This window comes from Lysobacter sp. Root604, from assembly GCF_001427505.1.
Lineage (GTDB): Bacteria > Pseudomonadota > Gammaproteobacteria > Xanthomonadales > Xanthomonadaceae > Lysobacter.
Genome location: NZ_LMGS01000010.1, coordinates 306416 through 322041 on the forward strand (window position 1 = coordinate 306416; position 15626 = coordinate 322041).

Annotated in this window: 14 protein-coding genes; 8 read left to right on the plus strand and 6 right to left on the minus strand. The window is 70.0% G+C overall.

The genetic code is table 11. The features are described 5' to 3' along the window. Position 1 precedes the first annotated feature (1 nt). Both ASD69_RS16535 and ASD69_RS16540 read left to right on the plus strand, forming a co-directional pair. Entirely contained in the window at positions 2-472 is a 471-nt protein-coding gene (locus ASD69_RS16535) for a MaoC family dehydratase (RefSeq protein WP_056180758.1), read from the plus strand. A gap of 89 nt (positions 473-561) precedes the next feature. Then, complete coding sequence (locus ASD69_RS16540; protein WP_056180760.1) at positions 562-1917, plus strand: MATE family efflux transporter; 1356 nt, start codon at positions 562-564, stop codon at positions 1915-1917. Positions 1918-2023: 106 nt separating this feature from the next. Here ASD69_RS16540 and ASD69_RS16545 read toward each other — a convergent pair whose 3' ends face one another. Continuing rightward, the gene (locus ASD69_RS16545; protein WP_055904688.1) at positions 2024-2233 is read right to left on the minus strand and encodes a cold-shock protein; all 210 of its coding nucleotides are present in this window, start codon (positions 2231-2233) and stop codon (positions 2024-2026) included. Between the two features lie 311 nt (positions 2234-2544). On the opposite strand from ASD69_RS16545, the gene msrB reads away from it, so the two are divergent. Continuing rightward, the gene (msrB, locus tag ASD69_RS16550) at positions 2545-3012 is read left to right on the plus strand and encodes a peptide-methionine (R)-S-oxide reductase MsrB (protein ID WP_056180764.1); all 468 of its coding nucleotides are present in this window, start codon (positions 2545-2547) and stop codon (positions 3010-3012) included. A gap of 17 nt (positions 3013-3029) precedes the next feature. On the opposite strand, the gene ASD69_RS16555 is transcribed toward msrB, so the two are convergent. Then, the gene (locus ASD69_RS16555) at positions 3030-3575 is read right to left on the minus strand and encodes a hypothetical protein (protein WP_056180766.1); all 546 of its coding nucleotides are present in this window, start codon (positions 3573-3575) and stop codon (positions 3030-3032) included. Between the two features lie 148 nt (positions 3576-3723). On the opposite strand from ASD69_RS16555, the gene ASD69_RS16560 reads away from it, so the two are divergent. From ASD69_RS16560 to ASD69_RS16570, 3 genes are all read left to right on the plus strand, one after another. Further along, on the plus strand, positions 3724-5160 hold the full coding sequence (locus ASD69_RS16560) for an adenylate/guanylate cyclase domain-containing protein (RefSeq protein WP_056180769.1): 1437 nt from the start codon (positions 3724-3726) through the stop codon (positions 5158-5160). Positions 5161-5227: 67 nt separating this feature from the next. Then, a complete protein-coding gene (locus tag ASD69_RS16565) occupies positions 5228-5539 on the plus strand; it encodes a DUF3247 family protein (protein WP_056180772.1) in 312 nt (103 codons plus the stop codon). Positions 5540-5650: 111 nt separating this feature from the next. Then, complete coding sequence (locus ASD69_RS16570; RefSeq protein ID WP_056180774.1) at positions 5651-5899, plus strand: DUF3297 family protein; 249 nt, start codon at positions 5651-5653, stop codon at positions 5897-5899. Between the two features lie 121 nt (positions 5900-6020). Here ASD69_RS16570 and ASD69_RS16575 read toward each other — a convergent pair whose 3' ends face one another. Next, positions 6021-7394, minus strand: a complete 1374-nt coding sequence (locus ASD69_RS16575; protein WP_056180777.1) for an amino acid permease — start codon at positions 7392-7394, stop codon at positions 6021-6023. Between the two features lie 187 nt (positions 7395-7581). Here ASD69_RS16575 and ASD69_RS16580 point away from each other — a divergent pair, with 187 nt between their 5' ends. Further along, positions 7582-8994 carry a DUF1800 domain-containing protein gene (locus ASD69_RS16580; RefSeq protein WP_056180780.1) on the plus strand — a complete coding sequence of 471 codons (1413 nt, stop codon included), beginning with the start codon at positions 7582-7584 and terminating at the stop codon, positions 8992-8994. 1 nt (position 8995) lies between these two features. Then, on the plus strand, positions 8996-10135 hold the full coding sequence (locus tag ASD69_RS16585; protein WP_056180781.1) for a DUF1501 domain-containing protein: 1140 nt from the start codon (positions 8996-8998) through the stop codon (positions 10133-10135). Positions 10136-10149: 14 nt separating this feature from the next. Here ASD69_RS16585 and ASD69_RS16590 read toward each other — a convergent pair whose 3' ends face one another. From ASD69_RS16590 to ASD69_RS16600, 3 genes are all read right to left on the minus strand, one after another. Continuing rightward, complete coding sequence (locus ASD69_RS16590; RefSeq protein ID WP_056180784.1) at positions 10150-12018, minus strand: hypothetical protein; 1869 nt, start codon at positions 12016-12018, stop codon at positions 10150-10152. 40 nt (positions 12019-12058) lie between these two features. Continuing rightward, positions 12059-14341: a hypothetical protein gene (locus ASD69_RS16595; protein WP_056180787.1), complete on the minus strand. Its 2283-nt coding sequence runs from the start codon at positions 14339-14341 to the stop codon at positions 12059-12061. Positions 14342-14520: 179 nt separating this feature from the next. Further along, on the minus strand, positions 14521-15528 hold the full coding sequence (locus ASD69_RS16600; protein WP_056180791.1) for a hypothetical protein: 1008 nt from the start codon (positions 15526-15528) through the stop codon (positions 14521-14523). Between the last annotated feature and the right edge of the window lie 98 nt (positions 15529-15626).

A 15626-nucleotide genomic window follows, 5' to 3' on the forward strand; every position in this document is an offset into this window, starting at 1 on the left:
CATGCGCACCGAACATTCCGAAGATGGCCTCTACCTCGACGATCTGGCGGTCGGCCAGCGCTTCGAGACCGCGACCTACACCGTCAGCGCCGAGCAGATCAAAGCCTACGCGCGCGAGTTCGATCCGCAGCCCTTCCATCTGGACGAGGAGGCCGCGCGCGCCAGCCTGTTCGAGGGCCTGGCCGCGAGCGGCTGGCATACCGCGGCGATCACCATGCGCCTGCTGGTCGAACGTGGCATTCCGGCCGGCGGCCTGATCGGCGCCGGCGCCGAGATCGCCTGGCCGCGCCCGACCCGGCCGGGCGACACCCTGCGGGTGCACGGCGAGATCGTCGAGATTTCGCCCTCGCGCTCGCGTCCGGACCGCGGCCTGGTCGTGGTCCGCAACGAGACGCGCAACCAGCGCGGCGAGGTGGTGCAGGCCTTCACCGGCAAGCTGATCGTGTTCCGACGCCCGGGCGCCGCCGCCTAGGAGCCGCCTGCGCCGAACCGTGGCTTACGGCCATGGCGCGCGCGCCGAACGCGCGCTAACGTCCGCGCATCGCAGACGTCGGCACCGCCATGCAGGACCTGACCCAGGGCTCGATTCCCAAACACGTGCTGCGGATGGCCGCGCCGATCATGATCGGCATGCTGTTCCAGACCCTGTACTTCCTGATCGATCTGTACTTCGTCGCGCGTCTGGGCGATGCCGCGATCGCCGGCGTCGGCGCGGCCGGCAACGTGCAGTTCATCGTGATGGCCCTGACCCAGATCCTGGGCGTGGGCACGATGGCGCTGATCTCGCACGCGGTCGGACGCAAGGACCGCGACGACGCCAACCTGGTGTTCAACCAGAGCCTGCTGCTGGCCCTGACCTGCGCGGCGATCACCCTGGTGCTCGGCTACGCCCTGGGCGGCGCCTACATGCGCACGCTGGGCGCCGACGCCGCCACCACCCAGCACGGCATCGACTATCTGTACTGGTTCCTGCCCGGGCTGGCGCTGCAGTTCGCCCAGATCGCGATGGGCTCGGCCCTGCGCGGCACCGGCATCGCCAAGCCGACCATGGTGGTGCAGATGCTGACGGTGATCCTCAACGCGATCCTGGCGCCGGTGCTGATCGCCGGCTGGCTGACCGGCAAACCGATGGGCGTGGCCGGCGCCGGCCTGGCCACCTCGATCTCGGTGGCCGCGGGCGTGGTGATGATGGCGCTGTACTTCGCGCGCCTGGAAAAGTACGTGGGTTTCGATCCCAGCCAGTTCCACGCCCGGCTTGCGGTGTGGAAGCGGATCCTGCGCATCGGCCTGCCGCCGGGCGGCGAGTTCGCGCTGATGTTCGTCTACATGGCGGTGATCTATTGGGTGATCCGCGGCTTCGGCGCCGAGGCCCAGGCCGGTTTCGGCATCGGCCAGCGAGTGATGCAGGCGATCTTCCTGCCGGCGATGGCGGTGGCCTTCGCGACCGCGCCGGTGGCCGGGCAGAACGTCGGCGCGGGCCGGCCGGACCGGGTGCGCGCGACCTTCCATGCCGCGGTCGCGATCGGGGTGGTGCTGATGCTGGCGTTGACCGCGCTATGCCAATGGCGGCCGGATTGGCTGGTCGGCGTGTTCACCCAGGAGACCGCGGTGATCGCGGTGGCGGCGCAGTTCCTGAGCATCATCTCGCTGAACTTCGTCGCCTCGGGGCTGATCTTCACCTGTTCCGGCATGTTCCAGGCCCTGGGCAACACCCTGCCCGCGTTCGCCAGCAGCGCCAGCCGCATGCTGACATTCGCCCTGCCAGCGGTATGGCTGTCGACCCGGCCGGACTTCGAACTGCGTCAGCTGTGGCTGCTGTCGGTGGCCTCGGTGACCCTGCAGGCGATCCTGAGCGTGGTGCTGCTGTTGCGTGCGCTGCGCCAGGCCGACACCCGCATGGCCGCCGCCCCGGCTTGAGCGCGCAGGTCGGCCGCGGCGTAGCGGATCGCGCACAAACAAAAAGCCCGGCCGAAGCCGGGCTTTTCGTGTCGGATCGCGCCCGAGGGCGCGGTCCTTAAGCGGTTCAGACCGCCTGCACCGATTCAGCCTGCAGGCCCTTCTGGCCCTGGGTGACGGTGAAGGAGACCTTCTGGCCTTCCTGCAGGCTCTTGAAGCCCTGCGACTCGATCGCGCGGAAGTGCACGAACACGTCTTCGCCATTCTCACGGCTGATGAAGCCGAAGCCCTTGGCGTCGTTGAACCACTTGACCGTACCGAATTCACGGTTCGACATTTTGCTTGCTCCTTGAAACGTAATGGGAATGCCGCCTACGCGGCCTTGATGCTGGTTGCAAGGAGGAAGCCTGGTGCAACGATGGGCGGATCTGGGATCTACGGCATCGGGCCACGGTTCATGGTGACCCTTGACGAACACAGCACTCGATACGCTAGTCCGCTTCTGCGAGAAATGCAAACACTATGTGCGGGGCCCGGCCTCCCCGTTCAGCTGAACAGGGCTGGGAAGCACCGTTCTCCGGCCCTGCGCGCCAGTGGGGACGGGCTTGCGTACCATCTGGGGCACCCCGCCGATACCCGGAGCCCGCCATGACCGCCTTCGATCTCAGCCCGCCCAGCGACGCCCAACGGCGCGAACTCAGCGCGGGCCTGAGCCCCGAGGAGGCCAAGGTGCTGCTCCAGCACGGCACCGAGGCGCCGTTCTGCGGGGTGTTCCTGGACAACAAGCAGGACGGGGTCTACACCTGCCGCTACTGCGGCCTGCCGCTGTTCCGTTCCAGCACCAAGTTCGACTCCGGCACCGGCTGGCCCAGCTTCTTCGCGCCCTACGACCCGGCCCACGTGCGCGTCGTGCGCGACACCAGCTACGGCATGATTCGCGACGAAATCGTGTGCGCGCGCTGCGGCAGCCACCTCGGCCACGTGTTCCCGGACGGCCCGCCGCCGACCGGCGAGCGCCATTGCCTGAATTCGGTCTCGCTGGCCTTCAGCCGGCAGGGCGAGGCCCTGCCCGACCCGCTGGGGCGCGGCGGCGCCGAAGCCGAACCAGCCGGCTAGGCCGGCCCGGCCCGCCCTCAGAACGCGTCGCTGCCCGGCCGCGACTCGATCCCGAGCGCGGTCGAGAGCACCTGCATGGCCTCGTCGTCGCGACGCAGGGCGATCCAGCCGGCGTGGCTGTCGCTGCCGGTGTTCCAGGTCCACAGGGTGTAGCCGTGCTCGCGCAGGCGGTCGTGCGCGGTCGCCATCAGCGCGGGCACGTCGGTACCGTCGAGGAAATCCGGGTCGGCGGTGTCGTCGGTGCCCCAGTCGATGCGCAGGTTCCAGCGCGCGGCCAGCTCGTTGATGCTGTCGATGAAGGACTCGCTGTCCTTCCAGTCGACGTAGTAGCCGGCCTTCCAGTCGATCGCGTCCTTGATCAGCCAGACCGGCTCGTCGGTCTCCCCGCCGGCCTCGGCCAGCGCCTCGCGGTAGTCGGCGAACTGCTGCAGCGCCGATTCCTCGTCGCCGGGGTTGATCATCAGCAGCAACTGCCAGACCAGGGCCTCGGGCGTAGCCTCGTCGAGGTCGCCGTCGTAGCCGTCGTAATCGTCGCTTTCGTAGTCGTCGTCGGGTGCGTGCATGGCGGTTTCGCCGCGGGGGAGGCGGGCAGGATGCCGCCTGGGCGCGGCGATGGAAAGCCGGCGCGCGCGCCGGGGCCGCTTTTGCGCGGCTTTCGCGTCACAGCTGATGGGGCCCGGCGGGCGGCCCGGCGCGCGTCCAGGAGCGGACATGAGCGAGTGGATCGAATGGGCCAAGCTCGGCGCGGGGGTGCTCGGCGCCGGTTTCGTGGCCACCCTGGCCAAGCTTTATCACCAGCGCATCCTGGCCGGAAAGGACACCGAGCTGCGCATCAAGGAGGCCGAGCTCGCGCGCGTGCGCGCCGATCTGGCCAAGAGCGAGCAACGCCTGCGCCACGCCGACCAGGACGCGTCGCCGGAAGCGCGCGACCTCGCGCGCCTGCGCGAGCAGCTCACCGAACGGGTCGAACGCGTGGCGCGCGCGATGGACGCGCAGGCCGCGTCGCTGTACGTGCCGATCTACCCGGCGCGCGAGGACGAAGGCGAGTTTCCGCGCGGCTTCGCCTTCGTCGCGGTGTACAACGCCGACGCCGCGGCGGCCGCCGCGATCCTGCGCATGAAGCTGGTCGAGGCCTGGACCATCGTCGGCGAATGCTGGAGCAAGGGCGTGGCGATCGGCGACAACCGCCTGCAAGCCAACGCCCGCCATGTCGCCTCCTACGATCAGCAATCCGGCTTCACCCCGGTGCACACCCTGGTCGCGCCGCTGCATGCGCGCCACCGCCAAGTCGGCGTCATCCAACTGTTCAACAAGACCGTCGCCGGCAGCCAGGACGTGATCGACCCCGAGGGCTTCGACGCCGAGGACCGACGGCGCCTGAGCGAACTGCTGGAAGACGGCGACGGCGGCCTGGCCGCCAAGGCCGATGCTTTCCTCTCCCATCGCGACTGCGCGCGGGCGTTGGGCCTGCAGGGCGAGATCGACCTGGAGAACGCGGCGGTGCTGTACGTCGACCTCACCCGTTCCTCGTCGCTGTTCGACGAGCTGCCGCTGGTCGACGCCACCCGCCTGATCGGGCGCTTCACCGAGCACGTCTACCAGCGCATCGGACCGTACTCGGCGGTGATCGAACGCTTCAGCGGCGACGGCACCCTGGCGCGCTTCCACTACGGCGGCAATCACGACTCGGCCGTGGCCAGCCCGGCACTGCGCGCGGTCTGCGCGGCCGCCGAACTGCTGGCCGACTTCCGCGACTTCAAGCGCCTGCACTGGAAAAGCCTGGCCGCCGAAGCCGCCGACGCGGTGCGCCTGCGCGTCTCGATCACCCTGGGCCCGCTGATCTCGACCAACATCGGCCCGCGCCAGTTCCAGGTGCCGACGGTGATGGGGCCCTGCGTGAACCGCGCTGCCAAGCTGATCGCGCACGCGCCGCGCGACCGCGACGTACTGCTGGTCGACGACAACGTGCGCAAGGCCCTGCTGCAGGCCGACCGCGGCCATGCCGACGCCCTGCGCGATTTCGCCGATTGGTCGGATCCGCAGGCCGCGCAGTCGGCGAGCCTGCGCGGGCATCGCTACTACGAAGTCGGCATCGACCCCTTCCGCCTCGCCGCCGCGCAGCTGCGCCTGCAGCCGCGCGCCCACTGAACGCGGCTTCACCCGCGCTTGCGCGGCGCGGGGCTAGAGTCGGACCACCCCGATCGAGGCCGCCGCCATGTCACGCAACGCCGACCATGTCTATTCCGCGCCCGCCGACATCGCCCGCCTGGAGTCGCATATCGCCCATCTGCGCGACGACGCGCGCGTGCAGCTGAGCATGCACGACGGCCGCGTGCTGCGCGGCGTGGTCGCCGCCCTGCCCGGCCTGCAGACCTTCTACGGGCCCGGCGACGTGGAAGGGCTGAACGGCATGCTGCGGCTGGAAGAACCGCTCGACGGCGGCGGCAGCCGCGTGCACAACCTGTGGCTGGACCAGATCGACGCGATCCGGCCGCTGACCGCGTTCGAGCTGCACCGGCCCCACTGAGGCGACCGCGGCCGGCGCGACGCGTATCCTGTGCAACCGGCGCCGCCCCGCGCGCGCCGCGACCGTAGCCCGCGCCCACCCTGGGCGCCACCAGCCACAGCGATACCGACGATGACCGATACCCCGCCCGACCGCCTGTCCAACGACCCGCGCAGCCCCTTCCACGACGACGCCCTGCTCGAACGCGGCATCGGCATCCGCTTCAACGGCCAGGAGCGCCACAACGTCGAGGAATACTGCATCAGCGAAGGCTGGGTGCGGGTGCCGGTGGGCAAGGCCCTGGACCGCCGCGGCAATCCGATGACGGTCAAGGTCAAGGGCGAAGTCGAGGCTTACTTCCTGACCCCGGCCAAGGAATAAGCGCCGCCGGCGCGGCGCGCGGGCGCAAGCCCCGGACCTCTTCCGCGACCCGGGCGAAGCCGCCGCCGGCATCTTGCCGAGGCGGCGCGGAATGTCCGCGCGCCGCCTCGGACGTCTGGCCTTATCCGTTCGCGGGCGCGCGCTTGCCCAGCCCCAGCGCGTAGTACAGCACCACCAGCAGGATCAGGAAGGCCGGGCCGACGAACAGCGCGATGCGGGTGTCGGGGAAGTAGGCCATCAGGCCGACCACCAGCACCAGGAACGCCAGCGCGATCCACGAACCGATCGGATACAGCGGCATCTTGAACTCCAGGCCCGCGCGCTGCTCCGCGCTCAGCCCGGCGCGGAACTTGCGGTGCGACAGCAGGATCACCGCCCAGGTCCAGATCGCGCCGAAGGTCGAGATCGAGGTCACCCAGATGAACACCTTCTCCGGCACCAGGTAGTTCAGCAGCACGCCGAACAGCAGCACCACCACCGACACCAGCACCGCCTTGCGCGGCACGCCGCTGGCGGAGGTGATCGCGAAGGTGCGCGGCGCCTGGCCCTGCTGGCCCAGGTTGTAGAGCATGCGCGCGGTGCTGAAGATGCCGCTGTTGCACGAGGACAGCGCGGCGGTCAGGACCACGAAGTTGATGATGCCGGCGGCCTCGCGGATACCAAGGCGCTCGAAGGTCATCACGAACGGGCTGCCGGTGGTGCCCAGCTCGTTCCAGGGATAGATCGACAGAATCACGAACAGCGCGCCGACGTAGAAGATCAGGATGCGCCAGAACACCGAGTTGATCGCGTCGGGAATCGACTTCTTCGGATTCGCGGCCTCGCCGGCGGTCAGGCCGATCATCTCCACGCCCAGATAGGCGAACATCACCATCTGCAGCGACATCAGCACGCCCTTGGCGCCGTTGGGGAAGAAGCCGCCGTGCGACCACAGGTGCGAGATGCCGGTGGCCACGCCGTTGTTGCCGAAGCCGAACACGATCATGCCCAGGCCGCCGACGATCATCAGCACGATGGTCACGACCTTGATCATCGCGAACCAGAACTCGAACTCGCCGTAGGCGCGCACCGCGATCAGGTTGACCGACCCCATCGCCGCCAGCGCGGCCAGCGCCCAGGCCCATTGCGGCGTGCCCGGAAACCAGACCTGCATGTAGATGCCGACCGCGGTGATCTCGGCCACGCAGGTCACCAGCCACAGGAACCAGTAGTTCCAGCCGGTCAGGTAACCCGACAGCGGGCCCAGATAGTCCTGCGCGTAGCGGCTGAACGAACCCGCGACCGGGTTGTGCACAGCCATCTCGCCCAGCGCGCGCATGATGATGAAGATCGCCGCGCCACCGAGCAGGTAGGCCAGCAGGATGCCGGGGCCGGCCAGCTTGATCGCGTTGGCCGAACCCAGAAACAGACCGACGCCGATCGCGGCGCCCAGTGCCATCAGGCGGATATGGCGTTCGCCCAGGCCACGATGGAGCTCTTGCGGTTCGCTCTGCATTGCCACGGTCTCCTGGCCACGCGTCGGGCGCGGGCCTGCGGTTGCGCGGCGCGGCGCGCCGATTGCCCGCAACCCTACGCCATGCGGGCCCGCGCGTGTAGGGGCTCCGGTGGCGGCCTGCGCGCGGCGCCTGTCAACCGCCGCCACGCGCAGCCGTTGCCAGACCGGTAGACGATGGAGAGCGGGCATGACGACAGGCGAAAGCGTGAGCGCGGTCAATCGTTTCGGCCTGGGCGCGGCGCCCGGCCAGTTGACCCGCATCGACGATCCGCGCGGCTGGCTGCACGCGCAGCTGCGCGGCGACGGCGCCCAGGCGCGCTTCGCCGATCTGCCCGCCAGCCTGGACTACCTGCGCCGCGAGGCCGACTACTACCGCGAACGCGCGGCCGCGCGCCGGCAAGGCGAGCAGTCCGAGCAAGTCGCCAACTTCGGCCAGCGTTTCCGCGCGGATCAGTTACGCGAGTTCGGGCGGCGCTACCGGGTCGCGGTGGCCAGCGAGCAGGGCTTCGTCGAGCGTCTGGTACGGTTCTGGTCCAACCACTTCGCGATCTCGATCGACAAACGCGCCGCCGCGCTGTACGCCGCGCCGATGGAACGCGAAGCGATCCGCCCGCACCTGCTGTCGCGCTACGCCGACCTGCTGATCGCGGTGGAATCGCATCCGGGCATGCTGCGCTACCTGGACAACGTGCGCTCGGTCGGCGCCGACTCCATGCTCGCCCAGCGCGCGCGCCGGCGCATGGCGCGCGCGAACGCGCAAGCGCCCAAGCGCGAGGTCGGCCTGAACGAGAATCTCGCCCGCGAGATCCTGGAGCTGCACACCCTCGGCGTCGACGGCGGTTACACGCAGACCGACGTGACCGAGCTGGCGCGCGCGATCACCGGCTGGGGCGCGCCGCTGCCGCGCGAGCTCGCGGCTGGCGACGCATCCTCGGCCTTCGTGTTCCGCGCCGCCGCGCACGAAGCCGGCGCGCGCAACGTGGCCGGACGCCGCTATGCCGACGGCGGCCTCGAACAGGGACGCGCGATCCTGACCGACCTGGCCGTGCATCCGTCCACCGCGCGCCACCTCTCGTACAAGCTCGCGCGCCATTTCGTCGGCGATACGCCGCCGCCGGCCCTGGTCGCGCGCCTGAGCGCGGCCTGGCTGCGCAGCGGCGGCGACCTGCCCACGGTCTACGCGGCCCTGATCGATGCGCCCGAAGCCTGGGGCGAGGACGCGCGCAAGTTCAAGACCCCGGACGACTTCGTGATCTCGGCGCTGCGCGCCAGCGGCGCGACGCCGGGCGAACAGCCGCGCGGCCTGATCGCCCTGCTCGCGCGCATGGGCCAACCGCCGTTCACGCCGCGCTCGCCCGCGGGTTACGCCGACGAGGCCGCCGAATGGAGCGGGCCGGATGCCTTGTGGAAACGCGTGCAGGCCGCGCAAAGCCTGTCGGAGTCGGCGCCCGACGCGCGCGTGGACCCGCTGGCGATCGCGCGGGCGGTGTTCGCCGATCGCCTGGACGCCGACACCCTCGGCGCCTTGCGCCGCGCCGAATCCCCGCGCGGCGGCCTGGCCCTGTTGTTCGCCAGCCCGGCCTTTCAATGGAGAAGCTGAGATGCGACTGAGCCGACGACATTTCATCGCGGCGGCGGGCGCCGCCGCCACTTTGACCCTATGGCCGAACCTGAGCGCGCTGGCATCGACCAACGACCGGCGTCTACTGGTGGTGCTGCTGCGCGGCGGCGTCGATGGCCTGCACCTGCTGCCGCCACGCGACGATGCCGCCTACGCGCGCCTGCGCGGCGCGCTGGCGCCGCAGAACGCGCGCGCCTTGAACGCCGACTTCGGCCTGCATCCCGCGTTGGAGTTCGCCCACTCGCTGTACGCGCGCGGGCAGTTGCTGCCGGTGCTCGCGATCGCGCCGCCGTATCGCCAGCGCTCGCACTTCGAGGCGCAGGACTGCCTGGAGAACGGCACCGCCAGCGCCAACGGCGCCGCCAGCGGCTGGCTCAACCGCTGCGTCGCCGCGATGCGCGGCGGCGAAGCGCTGGCGGTGAGCGCGGTGATGCCGCTGATCATGCGCGGCCCCGGCGCGGCCACCACCTGGTCGCCGCCGCTGCCCGAGGACGTCGATCCGATCCTGCTGCAGCGCCTGCAGTCCTTGTACGCCGCCGATCCGCAGCTGTCGGGCGCGTTCGCGCGCGCGCTCGACAGCCAGGGCGCCGGCATGCAGGTCGGCACGGCGCGCGGCGCACGCCTGCCGCAGGCGATGAGCGCGGCCGCGCGCTTCATGGCCGCCGCCGATGGCCCGCGCCTGGGCTTCGTCGAAGACTCCGGCTGGGACACCCACAGCAATCAGGCCGCGGTGCTCGCGCGCAAGCTGGGCGAACTGGATGCGGGCCTGCGCGCGTTCCAGGACGGGGCGGCTCCGATCTGGGAGCGCACCGCGATCGCGATCGTCAGCGAGTTCGGCCGCACCGCCGCGGTCAACGGCACCGCCGGCACCGACCACGGCACCGGCGGCCTGGCCCTGCTGGCCGGCGGCGCGGTGCGCGGCGGCCGCATCGCCGGCGATTGGCCCGGCCTGGCGCCGGCCGCGCTCAACGAGGGCCGCGACCTGCGCGCGACCAGCGACCTGCGCGGCCTGTTCAAGGGCCTGCTGGTCGAGCACCTGCGGCTGCCGGAAAGCGCGCTGGAGGATCAGGTGTTTCCGGACAGCCGCGCGGTGCGCGCGATGGCGGGCTTGATCGTCTGACCCCGCCGCCGGGATCAGACGAAGTACAGCAGCAACAAGACCAAGGCCGGATACACCAGCTTGACGGCGTCGGCGGCGCCGAACCAGCCCATCAAGACGAAACCCATGTACAGCAACAGGCCGATCTGAAACAGCAGGGTGATCAGGGCCAGCCAGACCAGAATGCTGAGATTCGACGAGAATCCGATCCGTGCGTTCTGCGTCTGCGCGCCCTCGAAGGCCCGCAAGCCGCTGTCGTCGTCGGCGACGACATAGGCCGCGATCGCGTTCAACTTGGCCGGTTCCGCGACCGCCACGCCGGTGCCGTGCGCGCCGACCGCGAACTTCAGGTCGTCCACCGCCGCGGCGACGCCGGAATCGCGGAAGCCATTGAAGCCCGCGCCGCCCAGATCCAGCCAGCCGCCGCGCGTGCCGACCCGGAACAGGCCGGCGATCTGCTCGAACAGCTTGGGAAAGTAGGCCACCACCCAGTCGGCCGTGGCGACCACGTTGATCACCCGTTCGACGCGGCCGTCTTCGACCAGCTGCGCCCACGGGTAGTCGCTGCGCACCACGCTGCCGGCGAAGAAAACCCGGCGCACGCGCATGGTCGAATAGCGCTGCAGCGCGCTGGCCAGAATGTAGGTGCCGTTGCTATGGCCGACGAAATCCACCGCGCGCACGTTGGGATAGTGGGCCAGGTGCTCGGTGTAGCGATCCATGAAGTCGCGCACATTGCGTTGGCGATCGGCGTACAGCAGGAAGCGCGCCATCGGGAAATAGCCGTACTTGGCGTTGAACACCGCGACCTTCTCGCCGCCCGCGTCGCAACGATGCTCGATCTCGCCGCGGATCTTGTCGGTCCAATCGCCGTGGTCGCGGATGCCATGCATCACGTAGACCAGGCGCGTGACCTCGCGATCCTCTTTGAGCTCGACCACGTCCGGCTCGAGTTCGTCGATGCGCCCCAGCACGGCCAGCTCGATCAGGCGCCGGCGCTCCAAGGCCGCCGCCGTGCTGGCATCGTCCAGGGCGCTGCCGATCTCCTTGTGTCCGGTCTGGGCGATGGTGCGGAACACCGTGCCGGCGGCGGTATCCAGGTCCTGGCCGTCCTCCTTGGTGACCAGGTCGTCGCGATTGCCGATCAACTGGATCACCTGCGGAAACGGTTGCCGGCCCTGCACCACCGCGTCCGAACGCGCGATGCGGATCCATTGCACGCGGGTATCGGCGACGAAGGGCGAGCCGCTGTGCATGGCCAGGATCAGGCGGCCGATACCGAGCACGCGCGCCAGCACCTGGCAGGCGCGGATGAATACGCAGGTCGGCCACCCCATCGCGCTGGGCTTGGGGCTTACGGTCCAACCGCGGTTCATGCCGGCCAACAGCACCAGGCGCTCGGTGCGATCGACCCAGGCGCGCTTGCCACGGCGTCCGAACGCGGCGCGGTCCTCTTCCTGGCCGTAGGCCCAAACCAGGGCCTTGCGCAGCAGCGCCGCGCCGGCGCTATAGCCCAGCAGAATCACCCGATCGTACTGCCCGCGCTTGAACTCGCTGTGGATGCCCCGCTCGATCGCGTCGGCGATCTCCAGGGCGTTGGCGTTGCTGGTGTAGCCGCGCATCCAACCGCCTTGGTAATCGACGATCAGGCGGTCGGCGTCCGGCAACGCGCGCGCGACCAGGTCCAAGGCGCCGCGGAAGCGGCGCAGGCCCGGCATGCCATGGACCAGCACCACCAGGGTGCGGGCCTGTCCCGAGGGCGCCGGCTCCAGGCTCAGGCGCGTGTCCCGTGGACGTACCAGCCAGCGCATCAGCGCGCGCAAGAGCCACCACGACAGCAGCAAGGCCGCGCCCGAAGCGACCCACCCCAGCAGGTCGCCGCCGATCTCGAACAACAGGTTCATGCTCGTTTCCTCCTCCCTAAGGAATCGCCGCGGTCTGAGCTTAGCCCTTGCCTCCCACGATCAGGCTCTTGTCCTGATTGCCGTCGCGATAGGCGATGGTCAGCGTGGTCGCATAGGCCTTGCCGTCGCGCAGCGAGGCCGGCAGGGCTTCGGCGAGCAGGCTGGCAGCCGCGCGGATCAGGAAGGTCTGCTCGAACACGCCGCGCAGCATCGCGAAGTTATCGTCGAAGTCGTTCCAGTCGCCGCGCACCTCCAGCAGATCGATCATGCGCGCCGCGCCGCTGCGCAGGCGTTCCCAGCGGTTCCAGAAACGCCGCTGGTCGATATCCGAACGCAGCAGCACCTGATAGACGGTCCACGGCGTCTCGCCTATCGACTCCTGTCCGGCCAGACCGCCGCCGTAGTCGCGCAGGCTCTTGGCGATCAGTTGCTTGAGCGCGCTGCCGCTGGCGTCGGGACGACGCCGATAGGCCTCGAACAGCGGCGCGTAGACCGCCTCGCGGCTGGCGCAGCTCGCGCGCGCGGAATGCTTGGCGTACCAGGGCAAGGCGCGCGCCGCATGCCGGGCCCAGGTCGCATCGTCGGCGCCCGCGTAGGCGCGCATGGCCTGGCGCAGGCCGTGGTCGCTGAGCATCACGCTCAGGCGAGGCTTGCACTCGCTCGCCGAGCCCAGCGCGCCCTGCAGCTGCGCCTGCAATGCCGGCGCCGCATCGGCGTCGATCACGCCCCACAGCACCGCATCGTCGACCACGCGCGACAGTTCGCTCGCGGTCTTGATCCGGCTTTCCTCCCACCACAGTTGCAGGCCGCACTTGAAATCGCGCGCGGCGGTCTGCTGCGGCGCGCGCGCTTCTTCCAGATCGGCCTTGAGCAGGGCACCGTACTCGGTGGTCCAGGTGTTGGCGTTGGCGGTGTACTGGGTGCTGCCCAGATAGGCGCGGGTCAGCGCTTCGCCGGCCGGCGAGACGTAGCGGCGGCTGACGAAACGGTCCTTGCGCTCCTGCTTGCTCTTGAGGTTGAACCAGGTGCCGACGCCCAAGGTGAAGCCCCAGGCGCGCACGCGCTCCACGGTCTTCTGATGGAGGAAGAACTCCAGCGCATAGCCCGAACCGGTGTAGGCCAGCACGCGCTGGAAGTCGAAGCTCAGCAGGGCGCCGTGCAGGCGCGACAGGGCGTCTTCCGACAGCGTGGCCTCGAGCAGCGAGGCTTCGCTGGCCAGGCGCATGTACTCGTAGCTGAAGCCCAGGGTGACCTTGGTTTCGGCGATCTGGGTCACGTGCTCGTTCAGCAGCTCGGTGAGCTCCTGCAGCTTCTTCTTCAGCTTGGGCAGCGGGTTGACCTCGTCCAGGCCGAAGCGCTCGGCCAGGGCTTCGGCGATCGGCCGATAGCGCTCCGGCACCCGATCCAACGAGGTCGCCTCTTCGATCGCTTTCAGCGCGGCGGTGGGCGCGTCGAGCACGCCAGCCACGACCCCGCCCAGCACCTTCTCCACCGCGGCCGGATCGGCGAATTTGATCTGCACGCCGGCCTTGGCATCGAAGCGGGCGTCGTGGACCGTGCTCTTGCGCAGGGCGACGCGGATCGCGCGATCGCCGGAGGCGCGCTCGCGCACGAAGCTGAGGCTGAAATCGTCGTCGACGGTGGCGGTGAAGCTGGCACTGGCGCTGGCGCCGATGTTGATCAGGAACGCGCCGGCGCGTTCGGCGCCGAGCACCTCGGTCAGGCCGTGTAGGGAACTGGAGAAGATGTCCGACCAACTGACGCTGAGGCTGGCGGTGAGCTTGCCGCGCGACTTCAGCGCGACCGCCTCGCCGACGCCGAGCCCGGCGATGTCGGACGCCGACAGCACGCTGGCGATTTCGTCGACATCGGCCAGCACCGCCTCGCCGATCCGCGTCGCGGCGTCGTGGCGTTTGTAGCAAAGCAGGCGCAGCGAGCGATCGCCACTGATGCTGCCGCCGGCGGTGCCGATCTTGGCGGTGGCCTTGGCGGTAGCCGCTGCGCTCAGCGAGTACTTGAGCCAGGCGTTGCCGGGTGCGAACGCAAGCTGCGGTCGCCAGTCGGTGCTGGCCTTGGCCGGATCGACGGCCTCGGCGCGGCTGCCGATCACGCCGTCTTCGTCGACATCGTCGGCGCTGTTGTACAGATGGATCGCGGCTGCCGCGGTGGCGCCGAACACGGCCTTGATGCTGCCGCTCTGGGCGCTGGTTTCCGCACCCTTCTCGTAGCTCAGCAGCTCGGTCTTGAGCGAGGAATCCTTGAGCGGTTTGGCGGCGGTGCCGGCCAGCTTTTCGACCAGATCGGGTATCGCGATCTTGCTCATGACGACCTTTCCTTGGAGTCAGATAGGAGTGCGCCCGGGCCTGCGGGTCCGGGCGGTCTGGCGCGGAATCGGGCCGCCTTCCCCGCGACCCGAGCGTGACGGAGTATCCACTTATCGCGTGGTGGCTGTCACCGATACCCGCGCGTCCTACCGCCGGCCGCGGAGCGCTCCCTACCGGCTCAGATCCGGCGCTGGCGCACGCCGGCTTCCTGCAGGCGCAGCAGCAGGTAGGCCGGATCGATCAGGCCGTCCGGGAAGTACAGGCCGGGCGCCACCGCCGACCCGCCGGCCAGGCCGAGCAGGCGCTCGACGCCCAGGGCGATGCACAGTGCGGTCAGCGGTGCCTGCCCGGCCGGATGCACCAGTTCGTGGCGCACGCGCAGCGGCTGGCCGTCGTGGCCCTGGCCTTCGATCTCGATCGCGATCTCGGTCGAATAGGCCTCGCCGCGACGGCGGCTGGCGCTCACGCCCAGGGCCATGTCGAGCCGGATCCAACGCGCGTCGGTCGCGGCCGCCAGAGTGACCACGTCCAGCGGCGAATAAGCCGCGGCCGCCACTTCCACGCCGTCCACGCTGCGAATGCTGCGCCCGGCCTCGTCGCCACGCAGCCAACGCCATTGCCCGTCTTCCAGCACCTGCGCGCCGGCGGCGCCGATCAGGCGCTCGTAGTCGGCGGCGGCGGCGGGGCCGCCCATGTCCTCCTCGTCGAGCAGCGCCGACAGATCGATGCGCTCGATCTGCGCGAACTCGCGTGCGTAGTGCAGCGCCGGCAGGGTCGCGGCGCCGGCCAGCCAATGGCTGGCGAGCAGGATCGGCGCAGCGCCCGGCTTGCGCAGGTGCAGCGCGACCTCGGGCGCGATCTCGAACGAGCCGCTGGAGGTGCTCAGGTACGGCAGGCCATGCGCCTGCGCGTACTTCAAGGTGTTCAAGCCCGCGTCCTTCACGAACACGATCACCGCGCTGTAACGCGCGTCCGCGTCCAGGCCGAGATCGCCGCGCTGCAGATCGACGCGCACCGCGCTGGCGCCGCCGACCGCGGCGGCCACGGTTTCGGCCTTGACCAGGTCGCGGCCGCCGATCGCGATCGGCAGCCGCGGATGCAGCCGGCGCAGCGCGTGCGCGGCCTGGGCGCCGACGACGCCGGAACCGCCGACGATGAGGACGGGGGCGAGGGTGTGTGAGGTCATGGGCTTGCTCCTGGGTTCGGGTGCCGTCGCCCTGGGCGACAAGCTACGATTGGTAAGTTACGAATGGTAATGTACGCTGCGCACGAGGCGGCGACACC